The sequence below is a fragment of the Brachybacterium sp. NPDC056505 genome, assembly GCF_042794925.1.
In the GTDB taxonomy this organism is placed as follows: Bacteria; Actinomycetota; Actinomycetes; order Actinomycetales; family Dermabacteraceae; genus Brachybacterium; species Brachybacterium kimchii.
The window spans coordinates 12,409-28,842 of sequence record NZ_JBHTSV010000032.1 but is presented as its reverse complement, the minus strand read 5'-3'; the positions used below and the strand labels follow the sequence as shown (position 1 = coordinate 28,842).

18 protein-coding genes are annotated in these 16,434 nt (G+C 72.9%); 5 read left to right on the top strand and 13 right to left on the bottom strand.

Annotation, left to right across the window (positions count from 1 at the left end; translation table 11 throughout):
- Window positions 1-155: 155 nt before the first annotated feature.
- Both pheT and pheS read right to left on the bottom strand, forming a co-directional pair.
- Window positions 156-2,774 carry a phenylalanine--tRNA ligase subunit beta gene (gene pheT / locus ACFQ53_RS13975; RefSeq protein ID WP_377860674.1) on the bottom strand — a complete coding sequence of 873 codons (2,619 nt, stop codon included), beginning with the start codon at window positions 2,772-2,774 and terminating at the stop codon, window positions 156-158.
- Window position 2,775: 1 nt separating this feature from the next.
- Complete coding sequence (pheS, locus tag ACFQ53_RS13970) at window positions 2,776-3,885, bottom strand: phenylalanine--tRNA ligase subunit alpha (protein ID WP_377860672.1); 1,110 nt, start codon at window positions 3,883-3,885, stop codon at window positions 2,776-2,778.
- A gap of 190 nt (window positions 3,886-4,075) precedes the next feature.
- Between pheS and ACFQ53_RS13965 the strand changes: the two genes are divergently transcribed.
- The 4 genes from ACFQ53_RS13965 (at window position 4,076) to ACFQ53_RS13950 (ending at window position 8,306) form a co-directional block, all read left to right on the top strand.
- Entirely contained in the window at window positions 4,076-5,173 is a 1,098-nt protein-coding gene (locus ACFQ53_RS13965) for an S-(hydroxymethyl)mycothiol dehydrogenase (RefSeq protein ID WP_377860670.1), read from the top strand.
- A complete protein-coding gene (locus ACFQ53_RS13960; protein ID WP_377860668.1) occupies window positions 5,170-5,790 on the top strand; it encodes an MBL fold metallo-hydrolase in 621 nt (206 codons plus the stop codon). Before ACFQ53_RS13965 ends, ACFQ53_RS13960 begins: the two co-directional genes overlap by 4 nt.
- A gap of 9 nt (window positions 5,791-5,799) precedes the next feature.
- Window positions 5,800-6,420: a hypothetical protein gene (locus tag ACFQ53_RS13955; protein ID WP_377860666.1), complete on the top strand. Its 621-nt coding sequence runs from the start codon at window positions 5,800-5,802 to the stop codon at window positions 6,418-6,420.
- A gap of 185 nt (window positions 6,421-6,605) precedes the next feature.
- Window positions 6,606-8,306 (top strand): HNH endonuclease, encoded by a 1,701-nt coding sequence (locus tag ACFQ53_RS13950; protein ID WP_377860664.1) that lies wholly within the window; start codon window positions 6,606-6,608, stop codon window positions 8,304-8,306.
- Between the two features lie 8 nt (window positions 8,307-8,314).
- Here ACFQ53_RS13950 and ACFQ53_RS13945 read toward each other — a convergent pair whose 3' ends face one another.
- The 4 genes from ACFQ53_RS13945 to infC form a co-directional block, all read right to left on the bottom strand.
- The gene (locus ACFQ53_RS13945) at window positions 8,315-9,166 is read right to left on the bottom strand and encodes a TrmH family RNA methyltransferase (RefSeq protein WP_377860662.1); all 852 of its coding nucleotides are present in this window, start codon (window positions 9,164-9,166) and stop codon (window positions 8,315-8,317) included.
- A gap of 22 nt (window positions 9,167-9,188) precedes the next feature.
- A complete protein-coding gene (gene rplT, locus ACFQ53_RS13940) occupies window positions 9,189-9,569 on the bottom strand; it encodes a 50S ribosomal protein L20 (protein WP_152351946.1) in 381 nt (126 codons plus the stop codon).
- 64 nt (window positions 9,570-9,633) lie between these two features.
- Window positions 9,634-9,828 carry a 50S ribosomal protein L35 gene (gene rpmI / locus ACFQ53_RS13935; protein ID WP_152351945.1) on the bottom strand — a complete coding sequence of 65 codons (195 nt, stop codon included), beginning with the start codon at window positions 9,826-9,828 and terminating at the stop codon, window positions 9,634-9,636.
- 58 nt (window positions 9,829-9,886) lie between these two features.
- Window positions 9,887-10,657 carry a translation initiation factor IF-3 gene (infC, locus tag ACFQ53_RS13930; RefSeq protein ID WP_249481188.1) on the bottom strand — a complete coding sequence of 257 codons (771 nt, stop codon included), beginning with the start codon at window positions 10,655-10,657 and terminating at the stop codon, window positions 9,887-9,889.
- A gap of 359 nt (window positions 10,658-11,016) precedes the next feature.
- On the opposite strand from infC, the gene ACFQ53_RS13925 reads away from it, so the two are divergent.
- Entirely contained in the window at window positions 11,017-11,355 is a 339-nt protein-coding gene (locus ACFQ53_RS13925) for a DUF1844 domain-containing protein (protein ID WP_152352029.1), read from the top strand.
- Window positions 11,356-11,409: 54 nt separating this feature from the next.
- Here ACFQ53_RS13925 and ACFQ53_RS13920 read toward each other — a convergent pair whose 3' ends face one another.
- From ACFQ53_RS13920 to ACFQ53_RS13890, 7 genes are read right to left on the bottom strand one after another with little or no spacing between them, the layout of a single operon-like run.
- Window positions 11,410-12,294: an SseB family protein gene (locus tag ACFQ53_RS13920; protein WP_377860660.1), complete on the bottom strand. Its 885-nt coding sequence runs from the start codon at window positions 12,292-12,294 to the stop codon at window positions 11,410-11,412.
- Window positions 12,291-13,025 carry a bifunctional 1-(5-phosphoribosyl)-5-((5-phosphoribosylamino)methylideneamino)imidazole-4-carboxamide isomerase/phosphoribosylanthranilate isomerase PriA gene (gene priA, locus ACFQ53_RS13915; protein ID WP_377860658.1) on the bottom strand — a complete coding sequence of 245 codons (735 nt, stop codon included), beginning with the start codon at window positions 13,023-13,025 and terminating at the stop codon, window positions 12,291-12,293. Before priA ends, ACFQ53_RS13920 begins: the two co-directional genes overlap by 4 nt.
- A gap of 59 nt (window positions 13,026-13,084) precedes the next feature.
- Window positions 13,085-13,240, bottom strand: coding sequence for a hypothetical protein (locus tag ACFQ53_RS13910; protein WP_193636179.1), 156 nt, complete (start codon window positions 13,238-13,240; stop codon window positions 13,085-13,087).
- On the bottom strand, window positions 13,237-14,004 hold the full coding sequence (hisH, locus tag ACFQ53_RS13905) for an imidazole glycerol phosphate synthase subunit HisH (RefSeq protein ID WP_377860655.1): 768 nt from the start codon (window positions 14,002-14,004) through the stop codon (window positions 13,237-13,239). Before hisH ends, ACFQ53_RS13910 begins: the two co-directional genes overlap by 4 nt.
- Window positions 14,001-14,615 (bottom strand): hypothetical protein, encoded by a 615-nt coding sequence (locus ACFQ53_RS13900; protein ID WP_377860653.1) that lies wholly within the window; start codon window positions 14,613-14,615, stop codon window positions 14,001-14,003. The genes hisH and ACFQ53_RS13900 overlap by 4 nt, the downstream gene beginning before the upstream one ends.
- Window positions 14,612-15,238, bottom strand: coding sequence for an imidazoleglycerol-phosphate dehydratase HisB (gene hisB, locus ACFQ53_RS13895; RefSeq protein ID WP_377860651.1), 627 nt, complete (start codon window positions 15,236-15,238; stop codon window positions 14,612-14,614). Before hisB ends, ACFQ53_RS13900 begins: the two co-directional genes overlap by 4 nt.
- A complete protein-coding gene (locus tag ACFQ53_RS13890) occupies window positions 15,235-16,413 on the bottom strand; it encodes a histidinol-phosphate transaminase (protein ID WP_377860649.1) in 1,179 nt (392 codons plus the stop codon). Before ACFQ53_RS13890 ends, hisB begins: the two co-directional genes overlap by 4 nt.
- Between the last annotated feature and the right edge of the window lie 21 nt (window positions 16,414-16,434).

The following is a 16,434-nucleotide window of genomic DNA, read 5'->3' as shown; positions in this document are numbered from 1 at the left end:
GGGGGGGGTGGGGGGGGGGGGGGGCCCACACCCCCCTCCCCGCACCCCCGGGCCCCCCGCCCCCCCCCAACACTTGTGGCGGCGCGCCCCCGGGGGGCCCCCCCCCGCCCCCGTTCACCGCTCAGCAGAGTCCGCCGAGCGGCCTCACGCTGTGCTCACGCCCTGAGCACGCCGCCCACGGCGCTCGCGACCGCCTGGACGCAGCGCTCGCGCGCCGCACCGATCTCCTTGGCCGACAGCGTGCCCTCCTGCGAGCGCAGGCGCACCGCGAAGGCGAGCGACTTCCTGCCCTCGCCGGCCTGGTCGCCCGTGTACACGTCGAAGAGGTGCACGCTCTCGAGGACGTCGCCGATGCCGGCGATGATCGCGGCCTCCACGGCGCTCGCGGGAACGGAGTCCTCGACGACGAACGCGAAGTCCTCCTTCGCGAGCGGGTAGGTCGACACCGGCTCCGCGGCCACCACCGCGGGGGCCGCGGCGATGACCTGCTCGAGATCCAGCTCGAGCGCGCAGGAGCGCGCGGGCAGGTCGAAGGCCTTCACGACCTTCGGGTGCAGCTCGCCCGCGTACCCGACCACGATGCCGCCGTCCGTGCGCAGCTCGGCGCAGCGGCCCGGATGGAAGGGCGCGTGCTCGCGGCCGCGCACCTCGAGACGGGCGCCGACGGCCGCGGCCGCACGGTGGGCGAGGTCGATCGCATCGGCCCAGTCCCAGGGCCTGCCGCTCCCCCACCACGAGTCCGGCCCGCTCGCCCCGCCGAGGATCGCGGCGAGGTGGCGCGCCTGCACGGGCATGGCGTCCCGCACGGCCTCGAGCTGCGCGTCCGTCGGGCGCTGCGCGGCCGGCAGCGGCGCGATCGGGCCCGATCCCGCGCGGGAGACGGCGTCGACCTCGAAGAGGGCGAGCGACTCCTGGCCGCGCCCCAGGTTCCGCCGTGCCACGGGAAGCAGGGTCTGCAGCAGCTCGGTGCGCAGCAGCGGCTCGTCGCCGGCCAGCGGGTTCAGCAGACGCACCGCGTCGCGGCGCGGGTCATCGACCCCGTAGCCGAGCTCGTCGAACACGCTCTCCGGCACGAACGGGAAGGAGAGAACCTCGGCGAGACCGGCCTCGGCGAGCGCACGGGCCGCGAAGCGGCGGCTCTTCTGCGCGCGGGTGAGGCCCGCTCCGCCGGGCGCCTGCGGCAGCACCGAGGGGATCTGCTCGTACCCGAGGAGACGCGCGATCTCCTCGATGAGGTCCTCGCGGATCCTGAGGTCGGGGCGCCAGCTGGGCGGGGCGACCCGGAAGCTCGGCCCGCCGTCCGCCGACCCCTCGGCGGAGCCGTCGCCCACCGGGCCGTCCTCGACCGTGCAGCCGATCTTCTCGAGCGCCTCGCGGACCTGCGCGCTCGTGTACTCGACGCCCACGAGCCGCGTGGGCGCGCCGACCTCGAGGACGATCGGGGCCGCCCCCTGCGCGGACTCCGCGCCGACGTCGGTGCGAGCGGCGGAGACCGTCCCGCCGCCGTGCTCGGCGAGCAGCTGCGCGGCCCGGGTGACGGCGATCGCGGGCAGCTGTGGATCCACGCCGCGCTCGAAGCGCTTGGATGCCTCGCTGGGCAGGCGGTGGCGGCGCGCGGAGCGGGCCACCGAGACCGGGTCGAAGCTCGCGGCCTCGAGGACGACGTCCGTGGTCGCGGCCGAGACCTCGGTCGAGGCCCCGCCCATGACGCCCGCGATGCCGATCGCGCGGTCGCCCGCGCCCGCATCGGCGATCACGAGATCCTCGGGATCCAGCGCACGGGGCTTGTCGTCGAGGGTCGCGAGCTCCTCCCCCGCATGCGCGCGGCGCACTGTGACGGGTGCGACGAGCTCGGCCGCGTCGTAGGCGTGCAGGGGCTGCCCGAGATCGAGCATCACGTAGTTCGTGACGTCCACGATGAGCGAGATCGGGCGCATGCCCGCGAGCACCAGGCGCTGCTGCATCCAGCGCGGCGCATGCGCCGTCGGGTCGATGCCCGTGACCTCCTGCGCGACGAAGCGGGTGCAGCCGGGACGGCCGTCGATCGGGGTCTCGTCGGCCAGGCGCACCTCGACGCCCGACCCGTCGGCCGCGGGGACCTCGACCTCGAGGGCGGGATCGGTGAAGGCCTCGCCGGTGGCGTGGGCGTACTCGCGGGCGACGCCGCGCATCGAGAACGCGTAGCCGCGGTCGGGCGTCACGTTGATCTCGACGACCTCCTCGCCGAGGCCCAGCAGCGCGATCGCGTCGTCCCCGGGCTCGCCGGTGAGGCCGCGGGCGTGGCCGCGGCCCAGCACGATGATGCCGTCCTCGCCGTCGGGATCCGGGCCGAGGCCCAGCTCGTCGCCCGAGCAGATCATGCCGTCGGAGACATGGCCGTAAGTCTTGCGGGCGGCGATCTCGAACGGCCCGGGCAGCACGGTGCCCGGCAGGGAGACGACCACCAGGTCGCCCTCGACGAAGTTGTGGGCGCCGCAGATGATGCCGCGGCTCGGGCGCTCCTCCCCGGGCTGCGGATCCTTCGGGTCGTCCTGCGCCTCGTTGTGCTCGGGGCCGACGTCGACACGGCACCAGTTGATGGTCTTGCCGTTCTTCTGGGGCTCCTTGACCAGGTCCAGGACGCGGCCGACGACGAGCGGCCCGGTGACCTGGGCGCCGAAGATCGCCTCCTCCTCGAGGCCGACGCGCGAGAGGTCGGTCGCGACCTGCAGGGCGCTCGTGCCCTCGGGGAGGGTCACGTGCTGGGCGAGCCAGGTGAGCGGAATGCGGGGCATCTCAGATCTCCGTCCCGTAGTGCTGGGAGAAGCGGACGTCGCCCTCCACGATGTCTCGCATGTCCGCGCCGTTGCGCAGCATGAGGATGCGCTCGATGCCGAGGCCGAAGGCGAAGCCCTGGTACTCCTCAGGATCCACTCCCGCGGAGCGCAGCACGTTCGGGTGGACCATGCCGCACCCGCCCATCTCGATCCAGCCGGTGCCGCCGCACACGCGGCACGCCGGGTCGGCGTCGTGATCGAGCCCCAGCCGCGCCTCGCAGCTGAAGCAGCGGAAGTCCATCTCCGCGCTGGGCTCGGTGAAGGGGAAGTGGTTCGGGCGCAGGCGGGTGATCGGGCGCCCGCCGAAGATCGCCGCGGCGAAGGCGTCGAGCGTGCCGACGAGGTTCGCCATGGTCAGGTCCCGGTCGATCGCGAGCCCCTCAACCTGGTTGAACATCGGCGAGTGGGTCGCGTCGAACTCGTCGGCCCGGTACACGGTGCCCGGGCACGCGATGTACAGCGGGGCGCCGCGCTCGAGCATGGCGCGGATCTGCACCGGGGAGGTCTGCGTGCGCAGCAGCAGGCCCGAGTCCTCGGGCGCGACGTACAGGGTGTCCTGGAGCGAGCGCGAGGGGTGGTCCGGGTCGGCGTTCAGGGCATCGAAGTTGAACCAGCCGGTCTCGATCTCCGGGCCCTCCGCGATCTCCCAGCCGATGCCGACGAAGAAGTCCTCGATCCGGTCCTGGAGGGTGCGCATGGGGTGGCGGGAGCCGCGCGGACGACGGTCCACGGGCACCGTGACGTCGACCGTCTCGCGCGCGAGCGCGGCCTCCTCCTCGGCCTCGGCGAGCTCGGCCTGTCGGGCCGCGAGCGCCTGCTGGACCCGCCCCTTCGACTGGCCGACGAGCTTGCCGGCGAAGGCCTTCTGGTCCTTGGGCAGGTCCCGGATCGAGGCGTTCGCGCGCGAGAGCACGCTCGCGTCGCCGACGTGGTCGATGCGGACCTGCTTGAGCTCGGCGGTGCTGCCCGCCGACGCGATCGCGGCGAGCGCGGCGTCGACGGCGGCGCCGATCGTCGGCTCGTCGATCGTGACGGCCGCGGAGTCGGGGCTGGGAGGTGTCTCGGACACGGGTATCGCTTTCGTCCGGTGGGCTGATGTGCGGATGGCGCGCCGCGGGGGATCGCCCGTCGGCCCCGCCGCACCGCGGACCATTCTAGGAGGGCGGCGCGCACCGCGCCGACCCGCCCGCCGGAGGCTCGCCGGGCGGGCCCGGCCGATAGGCTGGCCGGGAACCACCACCAGCGGAAGGAGCCCCACCATGCCCACGACCGTCAAGGGCGTCATCGCTCGCCATCCGAACGAGCCGGCGGAGCTCACCGACATCGTCATCCCCGATCCCGGGGTGCACGACGTCGTGGTCGACGTGGAGGCCTGCGGGGTCTGCCACACCGATCTCGCCTACCGCGACGGCGCGATCACCGATGACTTCCCGTTCCTGCTCGGCCATGAGGCCGCCGGGCGCGTCGCGGCGATCGGCGACGAGGTCACGCACGTGGCCGTCGGCGACTTCGTCGTCCTGAACTGGCGCGCGGTGTGCGGCGACTGCCGGGCCTGCCGCAAGGGCCGGCCGCAGTACTGCTTCGCGACCCACAACGCCTCGCAGAGGATGACGCTGAGCGACGGCACCGAGCTCGAGGCCGCGCTCGGCATCGGCGCCTTCACCGAGAAGACCCTCGTCCACGAGAAGCAGTGCACGAAGGTCTCCGAGGAGGCGCGGCCGGAGGTCGCGGGCCTGCTCGGATGCGGCGTGATGGCCGGGCTCGGCGCAGCCCTCAACACCGGCGCCGTGCAGCGCGGCGAGACCGTGGCCGTCATCGGTCTGGGCGGCGTGGGCAGCGCCGCGATCGCCGGCGCCGTGCTGGCGGGGGCGACCACCGTGATCGGCCTCGACATCGTCGACGAGAAGCTGCAGGCCGCGTCGGACCTCGGCGCGACCCACACCATCAACACCAAGGACCTCGACCGGGACCAGATCGTGGCGAGGGTCCAGGACCTCACCGGCGGATTCGGCGCCGACGTGGTGATCGACGCTGTGGGCATCCCCTCGACCTACGAGACCGCGTTCTACGCGCGGGACCTCGCCGGTCGCGTCGTGCTCGTGGGCGTTCCCCATCCCGATGCGGAGCTCGCGATCCCGCTGGCCGACGTGTTCAGCCGCGGCGGCTCCCTGAAGTCCGCGTGGTACGGCGACTGCCTGCCCGAGCGCGACTTCCCCTACCTCACGGACCTCTACCTGCAGGGTCGCCTTCCGCTCGAGCGGTTCGTCACCGGCACCACCGACCTGGGCGGCGTCGAGGACGCACTGAACTCGCTGCATCGCGGCGACGTGCTGCGCACCGTGGTGGTGAACCGATGACGGCGCGGCTGGACCGCACGACGACGTCGGGCACCTTCACCCTGGACGGCGAGACCTTCGACGTCGACAACAACGTGTGGGTCCTCGGAGACGAGGAGCAGTGCGTCGTCTTCGACGCCCCGCACGACGTCGAGGCGATCCGGGCGCTCGTCGGCGATCGCGAGTGCGTGGGCATCCTGCTGACCCACGCGCACGACGATCACGTGCGCTTCGCCCCCGAGCTGGCGACGGCGCTCGAGGCGCCCGTGCTGCTGAACCCGGCGGACGCCGAGGTCTGGAAGCTCACCCACGGCGACCTGCCCTGGGACGGGGACGTGGCCGACGGCGACGAGTTCACCGTCGCCGGTGCCGACATCGAGGCGATCTCCACCCCGGGCCACTCCCCCGGCTCCGTCTGCTACCGCGTCCCGGCGCTGGACTGCGTGCTGACCGGCGACACGCTCTTCCAGGGCGGCCCCGGCGCGACCGGCCGCTCCTTCAGCGACCGGCCCACGATCGAGGACTCGATCCGGGAGCGCCTGTTCACGCTGCCCCCGGAGACCATCGTGCACACGGGCCACGGCCCGGACACCACGATCGGCGCCGAGATCGAGGCCGCGCGGGGCGACTGGCTGTGAGATGACCGCATGGGCGACGAGGGGCGCATCGATGCGCGACATCGCGGCGAGCGGCGCGGCATGAGGGGCCGCCTGCTCGCCCCGCTCCTCGTCCGCCGTGCGCGGGCCTACGCGCGCGACTGCGTGGGATACCTCGTGCTGCCCGCAGCGATGCTCCCGATCGGGATTCCGCTCGCGACGCACATCGGGGACGCCGGCACCGCACGCGCCGTCGCCCTCGTCTCGAGCGCTATCCCGCCCGTGCTCGCGGCGCTCTGGGCGGCTCGCGCCGAGTTCGGCCCGCGAGCATCGACGTGGGGCAAGCGGCGCGAGGGGCTGCGTGTCGAGATGCTGCCGGGTCGGCCCGAGGGGACGAGATCTGTCGGAGCGGGCCGCGACGGGGCACGCGTCCCCTTCTCCCGCGCGTTCGTCCGGAATCTCGTGAAGATCGCGATCCCCTGGCAGCTGGGCCATGTGGTCGCCATCGGCGCGGTCTACGGGGACTTCGATACCGGCGCCGCGGGGACGATGGTCGCCACGGTCCTGCTCTACGGCGTGATCATCGTGCTCGTGGGCACCGTGATGCTCGGGTCCGGACGGGGGCTCCACGACCGGATCGCTGCGACGCGGGTGGTCGGCGACCACGGGTGAGGGGCGATTCGTCCTCCGTGATTCCTCCCCACGCTGCGTTCTCCACATGCTGAGTTCCGCAGCGTCGAATGTCAGCGGGTCCTCGTAGAGTCGAAGAACAGCATCGGACAACGGCATCGGCTCCCGCCGACTGTCCGCCCGGTGGCCCAGATGACCAGCGATGACGCGGGCGGGAGGTGGCTTCGATGACGCACACGACCATGCCCCCGCCGGACCACGCGTCCCGTGCGGCGCGCGCGCTCGCCCTCCTGGAATCCGCCACGGGCCTCGTCGAGCGCGCCGAGGGGATCCTCTCTGCGCTCGACGCCGATCCGTCGGAGGCCGAAGGCCCGTTCACCGATGATGCCTCCGCTTCCACCGGGACGTCGCCCATATCCCTCCCGGGCGCGCTGCTCGACGCGGTCGCGGTCAGCGAGCGGCTGCGCTCGCGCACCGATGCGGTGCAGATGCGCGCCTCCGTCGCGTTCCGCGATGCCCGCATCTCACAGCAGAGGAACGACGGCATCCCGCACGAGACGATCGGCAAAGGGCTCGCGCACGAGCTCGCCCTCGCCCGGCACGCCTCGCCTGCGCGCACGGGCAACCAGCTCGCCCTGGACCGGGTGATCGTGGAGACGCTCCCGCGGACCATGGGGCTGCTCGCGCGAGGCGAGATCTCCCGCTGGTCGGCCGACGAGGTCGCCAAGGCCGTCCTCTGCCTCGACGACGAGGACCGTGCACGGGTCGACGCCTCCGTGGCCGAGCACCTGCCGGAGGTCTCCCCGCGCCGCGCGGGCGGGATGGCCAGGGCCCGCGCCGACGAGATCGACCAGCTGGCCGCGCTCGCGCGCAACGAGCGCGAGGTCGGTGAGCGGCACGTCTCGATCCGTCCTGTGTCCGACGCGGTGGTGCGCGTGAGCGCGCTGCTCCCGCTCGTCGAGGGCGTGGCAGTGTACAAGGCGCTCGACGACGCCGCCTCCAGCGCGCGGGCCTCCGGCGTCGAGGGCACGAGGGGCCAGCACATGGCCGATGCGCTCTTCCGACGGACCACGGGGCTCGAGCGACCCGAGGACGTCGACGTGGAGATCCAGCTGCTGATGACCGACGAGTCGCTGCTCGCCGGCGGCGAGGACACCGCGTGGGTCGAAGGGCATGCCATGCCCGCGGCGATCGCCCGCCGGCTCGCGCTCGCGGCGCCGCAGGGGTCGGGGGACGAGAAGGATCCGGAGCCGCCCGACCAGCAGCTCCGCGCCGACCGGGCACGCTCCATCCGCCGCCTGTACACCGATCCTGTCTCCGGGCGTCTGCGGGACGCCGATGCGAGCCGACGGCGATTCACCGGCAACGAACGACGTTTCGTGGGGATGGCCGATCAGCACTGCCGCACACCGTTCTGCGACGCCCGCGCCCGTCACATCGACCACGTCGTGCGATACGCCGACGGCGGTGAGACCGTCGTCGCGAACGGCGTCGCGCGCTGCGAAGGGTGCAACTACCTCATGGAGCTGCCCGGCTGGAGCGGAACGCTCGAGGACGCCGAGCAGTGCGGATCCGGACCTCCGAACGCGCCGCCGGCCCGGGCACCGTCCCGCACCTACGAGATCACGACCCCGATGGGACGCAGCTATTCGAGCGCCGCTCCCCCGCTGCGCTGCGCCCTGCGCGGGGAAGGCGTCTCCCACAGGGACGTCGACCAGTCTCGGGACATCGACCCGCACCGAACCCCGCCCGCGAACGTGTTCATGCTCCCTGCCTTCGCTCCGGACGAGTTCCCGGTCGACGAGCAGGAGGGTGATGTCGAGCGGATGATCGGGCTGGATCCGATCAGCAGCGCGCGACTCGTCGAATTCGCGGACCACATCGCCAGCACGGTCGACCCCTTCGAGGAGCACGGCGCCGTGGCGTAGTCACGCACTCAGCGTCGGCGCAGGGTCTCGAAGAGGCAGACGGTCGCAGCGATCGCGACGTTGAGGGACTCCGCGTCGCCCGAGAGCGGGATCCGCACGGCGAGATCGGCCGTATCGAGCACCTCCTGCGGCAGACCGTGGGCCTCGTTGCCCATGATCCATGCCCCGCGCGTGGGGAGCTCCGTGGTGAAGAGGTCGTGATCGGCGTACCCGCTGGTCGCCAGCACGGAGATGCCCGCATCGTGCAGAGCGGGTGAGAGGCCCTCCGGGGCGATCCCGGCGACCACGGGCAGATGGAAGAGGCTGCCGGTCGCCGAACGGACGACCTTCGGGGAGTACAGGTCCACGGTGCCGGTCGTGGCGAGCACCGCGCGCGCCCCCGAGGCGTCGGCCGCACGGATCAGGGTGCCCGCGTTCCCGGGGTCCTGGACGCCGTGGAGGACCAGCGCCGTGAGCGGCCCGTCGGGGAGCGAATCGAGCACCGCGTGGAGCGACGGCGAGGGGAGGTCGGCGACGGCGAGCACGCCCTGCGGGGCGGCCATGGATGCCGCGGCGCCGTCCTCCTCGCCGCGGGTCATCGCCCGCAGGATCGAAGGGTCGACGTCGCAGGGGCGGATCTCGTGCGCGTCCGCGAGCTCGAGGATGTCGGGATGCGCCGTGGCCCCGTCGGCGGTGACGTACAGCTCCCGTACGAGGGAGGCGGAATGCTGGAGGAGCGAACGGACGGCCTGCGGGCCCTCGACGCGGAAGCGCCCCTGCTTACGACGAGCAGAACGCCCGGACAGCACGGCGATCCTCTTCACCCGATCTGATCTCGGGGAGGTGATCGCCCACCTGTCCGGGCGTTCCGTGGTGCTCATCGTGCGAGCTGGCTGTCGAGGGTCACGCCGCGGGGGCGTTGACGTCCTTCGGCAGGGCGCTCTTGGCGGTCTGCACGAGCGCGGCGAAGGCCGGCGCGTCGTTCACCGCGAGCTCGGCGAGCATGCGACGGTCGACCTCGACACCCGCGAGCCCGAGGCCCTGGATGAGGCGGTTGTAGGTCATGCCGTTCGCGCGCGCCGCAGCGTTGATGCGCTGGATCCACAGACGACGGAAGTCGCTCTTGCGGACCTTGCGGTCGCGGTAGTTGTAGGTCTGCGAGTGGAGCACCTGCTCCTTCGCCTTGCGGTACAGACGCGAGCGCTGCCCGCGGTAGCCGCTGGCCTGCTCGAGGATCTCCCGACGCTTCTTCTGGGCGTTGACCGCCCGCTTCACGCGTGCCACGTGATTCTCCTTCGCTGGTGTTCGAGTTCGATGGTGCGGGAACTCAGGAATCCCGCGAGGGGGCTCAGCGGCCCAGAAGCTTCTTCACGCGCTTGGCGTCGGACTTCGCGACGTTCGTGTCGCTGCCCAGACGGCGCTTGCGGGTGGAGCTCTTGTGCTCGAGCAGGTGGCGAGCGTTCGCCTTCTCGCGCATGAGCTTGCCGGAGCCGGTCACCCGGACGCGCTTCTTGGTGCCCGAGTGGGTCTTGTTCTTCGGCATCAGCCTGTTCTCCTTCTGAATGGGATCGTGGGCCCGCACGCGGGGTGCGGGCGAGCGATCAGGACTGGGGGTCCGGCGCGGAGTCCGGAGTGGCCGGTGCGGCGTCGGCGTCCGACGTCGTGGCAGCGGCCGAGGTGGCATCGGCGGCCGAGGTGTCGGCAGGAGCGGAGTTCGCGGCGGCGTTCTCCTTGTCCTTGGCCTTCTCGGCGTCGGTGCGGCGCTTGCGCGCCTCCGCACGGGCCTGGGTCTTCTTCTTCACCGGGCCGAGCACCATCACCATGGTGCGACCGTCCTGGCGAGGATGCGACTCGACGAAGCCGAAGTCGGCGACGTCCTCCGCCATCCGTCCCAGCAGCTGGATGCCGCGCTCGGGACGAGCCTGCTCGCGGCCGCGGAAGCGCACCATGACCTTGACCTTGTCACCGCCGGCGAGGAACTTCTCCACGTTGCGACGCTTGGTCTCGTAGTCGTGGGTATCGATCTTCAGACCCATACGAATCTCCTTCTGGAGCGTATTGGTCTGGTTCTTGCGGGACTCGCGTGCCTTCATGTTGGCTTCGTACTTGTACTTGCCATAGTCCATGAGACGGCACACGGGCGGATTCGCGCCCGGGGCGACCTCGACGAGATCGAGGTCGGCCTCCGCGGCGAGCCGCAGGGCGTCCTCGACACGCACGGTGCCGACCTGTTCGCCATTGGGTCCGACCAGCAGGACCTTCGGGACCCTGATCTGGCCATTGATGCGCTGTTCGCTGATGGGTGTCTCCTCACCTCGGTGTCCGACGACATGACGAAGGCCCCCACACGGATGTGGAGGCCTCGAGTGCACGCGCCGCACGGGCGCGCTGCCGACGCGGACGTCAGGCTGCGACACGACCCCGACGACTGCACGCCGCGAGGTGGGAGAGGCTCCACTTGCAAAGGGGAACGTCATGTTCCGGTCCCCTATGCTACCAGCAGGACGACGCCGCGCCCCGTGACATGCGTCGCCCTCCCCCCGACCTCGTGAAGGACCCTGTGAACGACATGCCCGACCTCGGCACCCCCGCCAGCCCCGCCGACGACGCGGACTCCCCCGGCACTGCCGGCTCCCCCGAGGTTCCGCAGTCCTTCCGGTTCGAGGAGGCGCGCAGCTCCTCCGTTCAGGGCGCGCACGACCACGCGGGACACAGCCACCAGGACGCCGAGATCGGGATCGCGTCCGACGCCGCGCGCGACATCGCGGACGTCGCCGCCGTCGAGATCATCTCGAGCGCGGCGGTGCACCTGATGAGCGCGGCCGCCGTGAAGATCGGGCTCGCCGAGGACGAGACCACGGGCCACTACCAGGATCTCGACGAGGCGCGGAAGCTCATCGCATCCCTCGCCGGGCTCGTCACGGCCGCCTCCCCCGAGATCGGCAACGAGCATGCGCGCTCTCTGCGCGACGGCCTGCGCACCCTGCAGCTCGCGTTCGCGGAGGCCCTGCCGTTCCCCGACGAGCCGGGGCGGGCACCGGGCGAGAAGTGGACCGGCCGCGTCAGCTGATCCGTCAGCGGCAGGACGACCGACACGATCGTCCGGGCGTCGCGCCGGGCGCGCTCACCGTCCCAGCGTGAGCTTGAGCGAGCTCACGCGGTCCGCGACGAGCATCGAGGCGCCGAGGTGCTCGCCGAGCGCCCCGACGACCCTCTGCACGTCGGCCCCGTCGAGGCCCGGACGCAGGCGCACCAGCAGATCCACCTCGGCGCGCTCCCCGGGGCGCGGGTCGAGCGCGAGCACCTCGGGCAGGGTGTCGGCGATGCGCGCGAGTTCGGCGGCGACCTCGGGGTCCTCGTGCGGGGGCACCCAGTCCCGTCCCTGTGCGAGCGCCCACAGCACGGAGCGCTGCAGAAGCACCGGCCCGCACGCGTCGGCCGCGGGGTCCGCACCTGCCGCAGCCGGGCCCCCCGCCCCGCCGTCCGGCCCCTCGACCGCCTGCGCGGCGGGATTGACCACGAGCTGCGTGATGCCCTCCTGCACGGCCGCCTGGGCGGCCTGCGCGGTGGGCGTGGGGACGGGCCGGGCGCGCTGCTGCCAGCGCTGCAGCTGGGCGACCGAGGTGAACACCGGGAGGACACGGGATCCGTCGGGCGCGGTGATGGAGACCATCGCCATGTCCGCCCCGTTGTCGCCGGTCAGGCCGTGGGCCGTCGTGCCCTCCTCGGTGGCGACGGCCATGATCGGCACGAGCACGCGGCTGCCGGCGAGCGCGGCGACCAGGTGCCGACGGGAGGGATCGTGCCCTGCGGTGAGCGCGTCGAGCGCCTCGGCGACGGGGCGCGGGGTGGTGCCGTCGTCCTCGGGGAAGGGGCTCGTGGTGTAGTCACGGCCCGCCCAGCTGGTGCCCGCGGTGTCGGTGAAGCGCGACTTCTCGCGGAAGTGCGCCGGCAGGGTGCGCCCGCCCACGGCGCTCTCCGGGTCGGGCACCTCTCCCGCGGGCGTCATGGGCGTCCCGCCACCTCGAGTGCCTCGGGCAGGGTGAACGCGCCGGCGTAGAGGGCCTTGCCGACGATCGCGCCCTCGACGCCCTCGGGCACGAGGGTCCGCAGTGCCGCGAGGTCGTCGAGCGAGGAGATGCCGCCGGAGGCCACGACCTGCGCGTCGGTGCTCTCGCACACGCGGCGCAGCAGGTCCACATTGGGGCCGCTCATCATGCCGTCCTTCGTCACGTCGGTGATGACGTAGCGGGCGCAGCCGGCGGCGTCGAGGCGCTCGATCGCCTCCCAGAGGTCACCGCCCTCCTTGGTCCAGCCGCGCGCGGCGAGCGTCGAGCCGCGCACGTCGAGGCCCACGGCGATGCGGTCGCCGTGTTCGGCGATGACCTCGGCCGTCCACTCAGGGTTCTCGAGGGCGGCGGTGCCGAGGTTCACGCGGCGGCAGCCGGTCGCGAGCGCAGCAGTGAGGCTCGCGTCGTCGCGGATGCCGCCGGAGAGCTCGACCTGCAGGTCGACGGCCGCGACGACCTCGGCGAGCAGGTTCGCGTTGCTGCCGCGTCCGAAGGCGGCGTCGAGGTCCACGAGATGCAGCCAGGTCGCCCCGCCCTGCTCGAAGGCGCGCGCCGCCTCGAGCGGCGATCCGTAACTGGTCTCGGTGCCGGCCTCGCCCTGGACGAGGCGCACGGCCTGGCCGTCCTGGACGTCGACGGCGGGCAGGAGTTCGAGAACGGGGCTGGTCATGGGGTCCTCCGGGAGCGGACGGTGGGAGAGGTGAGAGGAAGGGCCGGCGGGAGCGCGGGTCAGGTCTGGATGCGCCAGATGCAGACGGCGACGCAGACGAGACCGAGCACGAGGAGCAGGATCCGCAGCCACCAGGGCTTGCCGGAGCGGTGGAAGGACCACGCCCCGCCGAGCAGCATCCCGCCGGCGAAGAGCATGACGAAGGCGAGGATCATGAGGCGGCCCCCGCATCGGCGTCCGCTTCGGCGTCGGGCGCAGCACCCGCGTCGGCGTCGGCCGCGGCCGCCGGCCTCGTCGAGAGGCGCGGCAGTCCCGCGAGCCAGTTGCGCAGCAGACGCGTCCCGGCGCCGCCCGACTTCTCCGGGTGGAACTGGGTGGCGGTCAGCGCGCCGTTCTCGACGGCAGCGACGAAGCGGTCGCCGCCGTGATCGGACCAGGTGACCAGCGGGTCGGGCAGGGGCGGCTGCGACTCGAGCGCCCAGGAGCGGGCGGCGTAGGAGTGGACGAAGTAGAAGCGCTCGTCCTCGATGCCCGCGAACAGTCGACTGCCCTGGGGGACCTCGACGGTGTTCCAGCCCATGTGCGGGACGACGTCGGCCTCGAGGCGGGTGATCTCGCCGGGCCACTGATCGAGGCCCGCCGCGCGCTCTCCGTGTTCGGTGCCGGCCGCGAACATGACCTGCAGGCCCACGCAGATGCCGAGCACCGGGAGCCCGCCGGCCAGACGCCGCTCGATGATGCGGTCACCGCCCACGGCGCGGATCTGGGCGGCGGTCGCGGCGAAGGCCCCGACGCCGGGGACGACGAGGCCGTCGGCCCCGAGCGCCCTGTCACGATCGGCGGTGAGCTCGACGTCCGCCCCGGCGGCCTCGAGGGCGCGCACGGCGGAGCGGACGTTCCCGCTGCCGTGGTCCAGGACGACCACGCGCGGCGCAGGGGCGTCGCGCTGCGGGGTGAGGCTGTTCTCGCTCCCGCTCATCGACCCTTGCGCCCCTTCGCGATCCAGGCGAGCGCCTCGTCACGGGTGAGGACGGCGGGGTCGTAGCCCTCGCCGAGGGTGGCGACGTCGGCCGCGCCGAGCATGAGCTGCTCGACGACCTCGTCCATCGCCCCCATGACGATCGCGGGCGAGACGTCGTCCCCGCGATCACCCGCCTTGTAGCGGGTCGCGGTCATGCGGTCGCCCTTGCGCCAGAACAGGACGACGCCGTTGCGCTGCAGGGCGGTCGAGGTGACGGCGGCGAGCTCGTGGGCGGCGTCCTCCTGGAGGGCGCCGACGGCGATGGCGCCCATGCCGGTGTCGTGGACGCGGGCGCCGGCGGGGATGTCGGCGCCGTCGGTGCGGGCCTCGCGGCCCAGGCGGATCGCGCCAGCGAGCGCCTTCGCGGAGGCGACGGAGGTGGCGACCACGGCGATCGCGGGCTCCTCGTCGTCCCCGCCGCCGATGATGTCCTCGACGGTGAAGGGGGCGGACTCCTCCGCGGCGTCCTCGGCCTCGCCGCCGAGGTCGAGACCCTGGGTGAGGCGGGCGAACTCGGCGTCGATGTCGTCGTCGCCGTCGGAGGGGCGGGGCGGTTCTGCGGTGCTCACAGAGCTCCCTTCGTGGAGGGGATGTCGGCGACGCGCGGATCGGGGGCGCACGCGGCGCGCAGGGCCCGGGCGAGGGCCTTGAACTGGGCTTCGACGATGTGGTGCGGGTCCCGACCGGCGAGGACGCGCATGTGCAGGCAGATGGCCGCGTGGAAGGACAGCGACTCCAGGACGTGCCGGGTGAGCGACCCCGTGAAGTGCCCGCCGATGAGGTGCAGGGCCTGCGCCTCGCTCTCCCCGGTGTGCACGCAGTAGGGGCGGCCGGAGACGTCGACCACCGCGTGGGCGAGCGCCTCGTCCAGCGGGATGGTGGCCTCGCCGAAGCGGGTGATGCCGCGCTTGTCGCCGAGGGCCTCGCGCAGGCACTGGCCGAGCACGATCGCGGTGTCCTCCACCGTGTGGTGGACGTCGATGTCGGTGTCGCCGCTCGCGCGCACGGTGAGGTCGAAGCGCGCGTGGGTGCCCAGCGCCGTGAGCATGTGGTCGTAGAACGGCACGCTGGTGGAGACGTCCACCTGGCCGGTGCCGTCGAGGTCGAGGGAGACCTCGACGCTGGACTCGCGGGTGGTGCGCGAGATGCTCGCGGTGCGGTGCGCGCGGGACTCGTCGGGAGTCTGTGTCATCGGGGGTCGGCCTCCTCGAGGGCGGTGCGGAAAGCGGCGTTGTCCTGGGGCGCGCCGACGGAGACCCGCATCCAGGGCTCGGGCCCGACCTCGCGGAGGAGCACGCCGCGCTCGAGCAGAGCCTCCCACACGTCGTGGCGGCTCGCGGCCCGGTGCAGGAGCGGCTCGAAGTACACGAAGTTCGCGTCGGACGGGGCGACGACGTGACCGCGCTCGACGAGATGCTCGAAGAGGGCGTCGCGCTCGGCGCGCAGCCGCTCGACCTGGCCCAGCAGCTCCTCGCGGTGCGCGAGGGCGGTGCGGGCGACGGCCTGGGTGACGGCCGAGAGATGGTAGGGCAGGCGCACCACGCGCACGGCATCGACGATCCGCGGATCCGCGACCAGATAGCCCAGACGGCCGCCGGCGAGCGCGAAGGCCTTGGACATGGTGCGCGTGACCACGAGGTTCGGGAACTCGCCGAGCAGCTCGAGCGCGCTGGGCACGCCGTCGCGTCGGAACTCGCCGTAGGCCTCGTCGACGACGAGCATCCCCGAGCTGGGCAGCAGAGCCTCGGCGGCGGCGCGCACGACCTCCGGGTCGAGCGCCGTCCCCGTCGGGTTGTTCGGGCTGGTGAGGACGACGATGTGCGGACGGTGCGCGGAGATCGCCTCGCGCACGTCGTCCGCGTCGAGCGCGAAGTCCGGGGCGGGGCCGCGGTCGGCGACGACCCAGCGGGTGAAGGTGTCGCGCGCGTACTCGGGATACATCGAGTAGTGCGGGGCGAACCCGAGGGCCGTGCGGCCGGGCCCGCCGAAGGCGAGCATCAGCTGGTGCATGACCTCGTTCGAGCCGTTCGCCGCCCAGACCTCCTCGACCGCGGGCGCGGGGATCCCGGACTCCGCGGCGAGGTACTCGGCGAGATCTGCGCGCAGCGCCGTGAACTCGCGGTCGGGATAGCGGTTCAGACCGGCCGACGCCTCCTGCACCGCGCGCCCCAGGTCGGCGGCGAGCGCGGTGGAGGGGCCGAAGGGGTTCTCGTTGACGTTCAGCAGGTGCGGCACGTCGATCTGCGGGGCCCCGTACGGCTCGACGCCCGCGAGGTCCTCGCGGCGCGGCGGGATACCCGGGCGCACGGCCGGATCCGCGGGATCGGCGCCGGGCGCGGCGGGGTCGGGTCGGCTCGAGGTGGGCATGCCCCCATCGTAGAGGTCCGG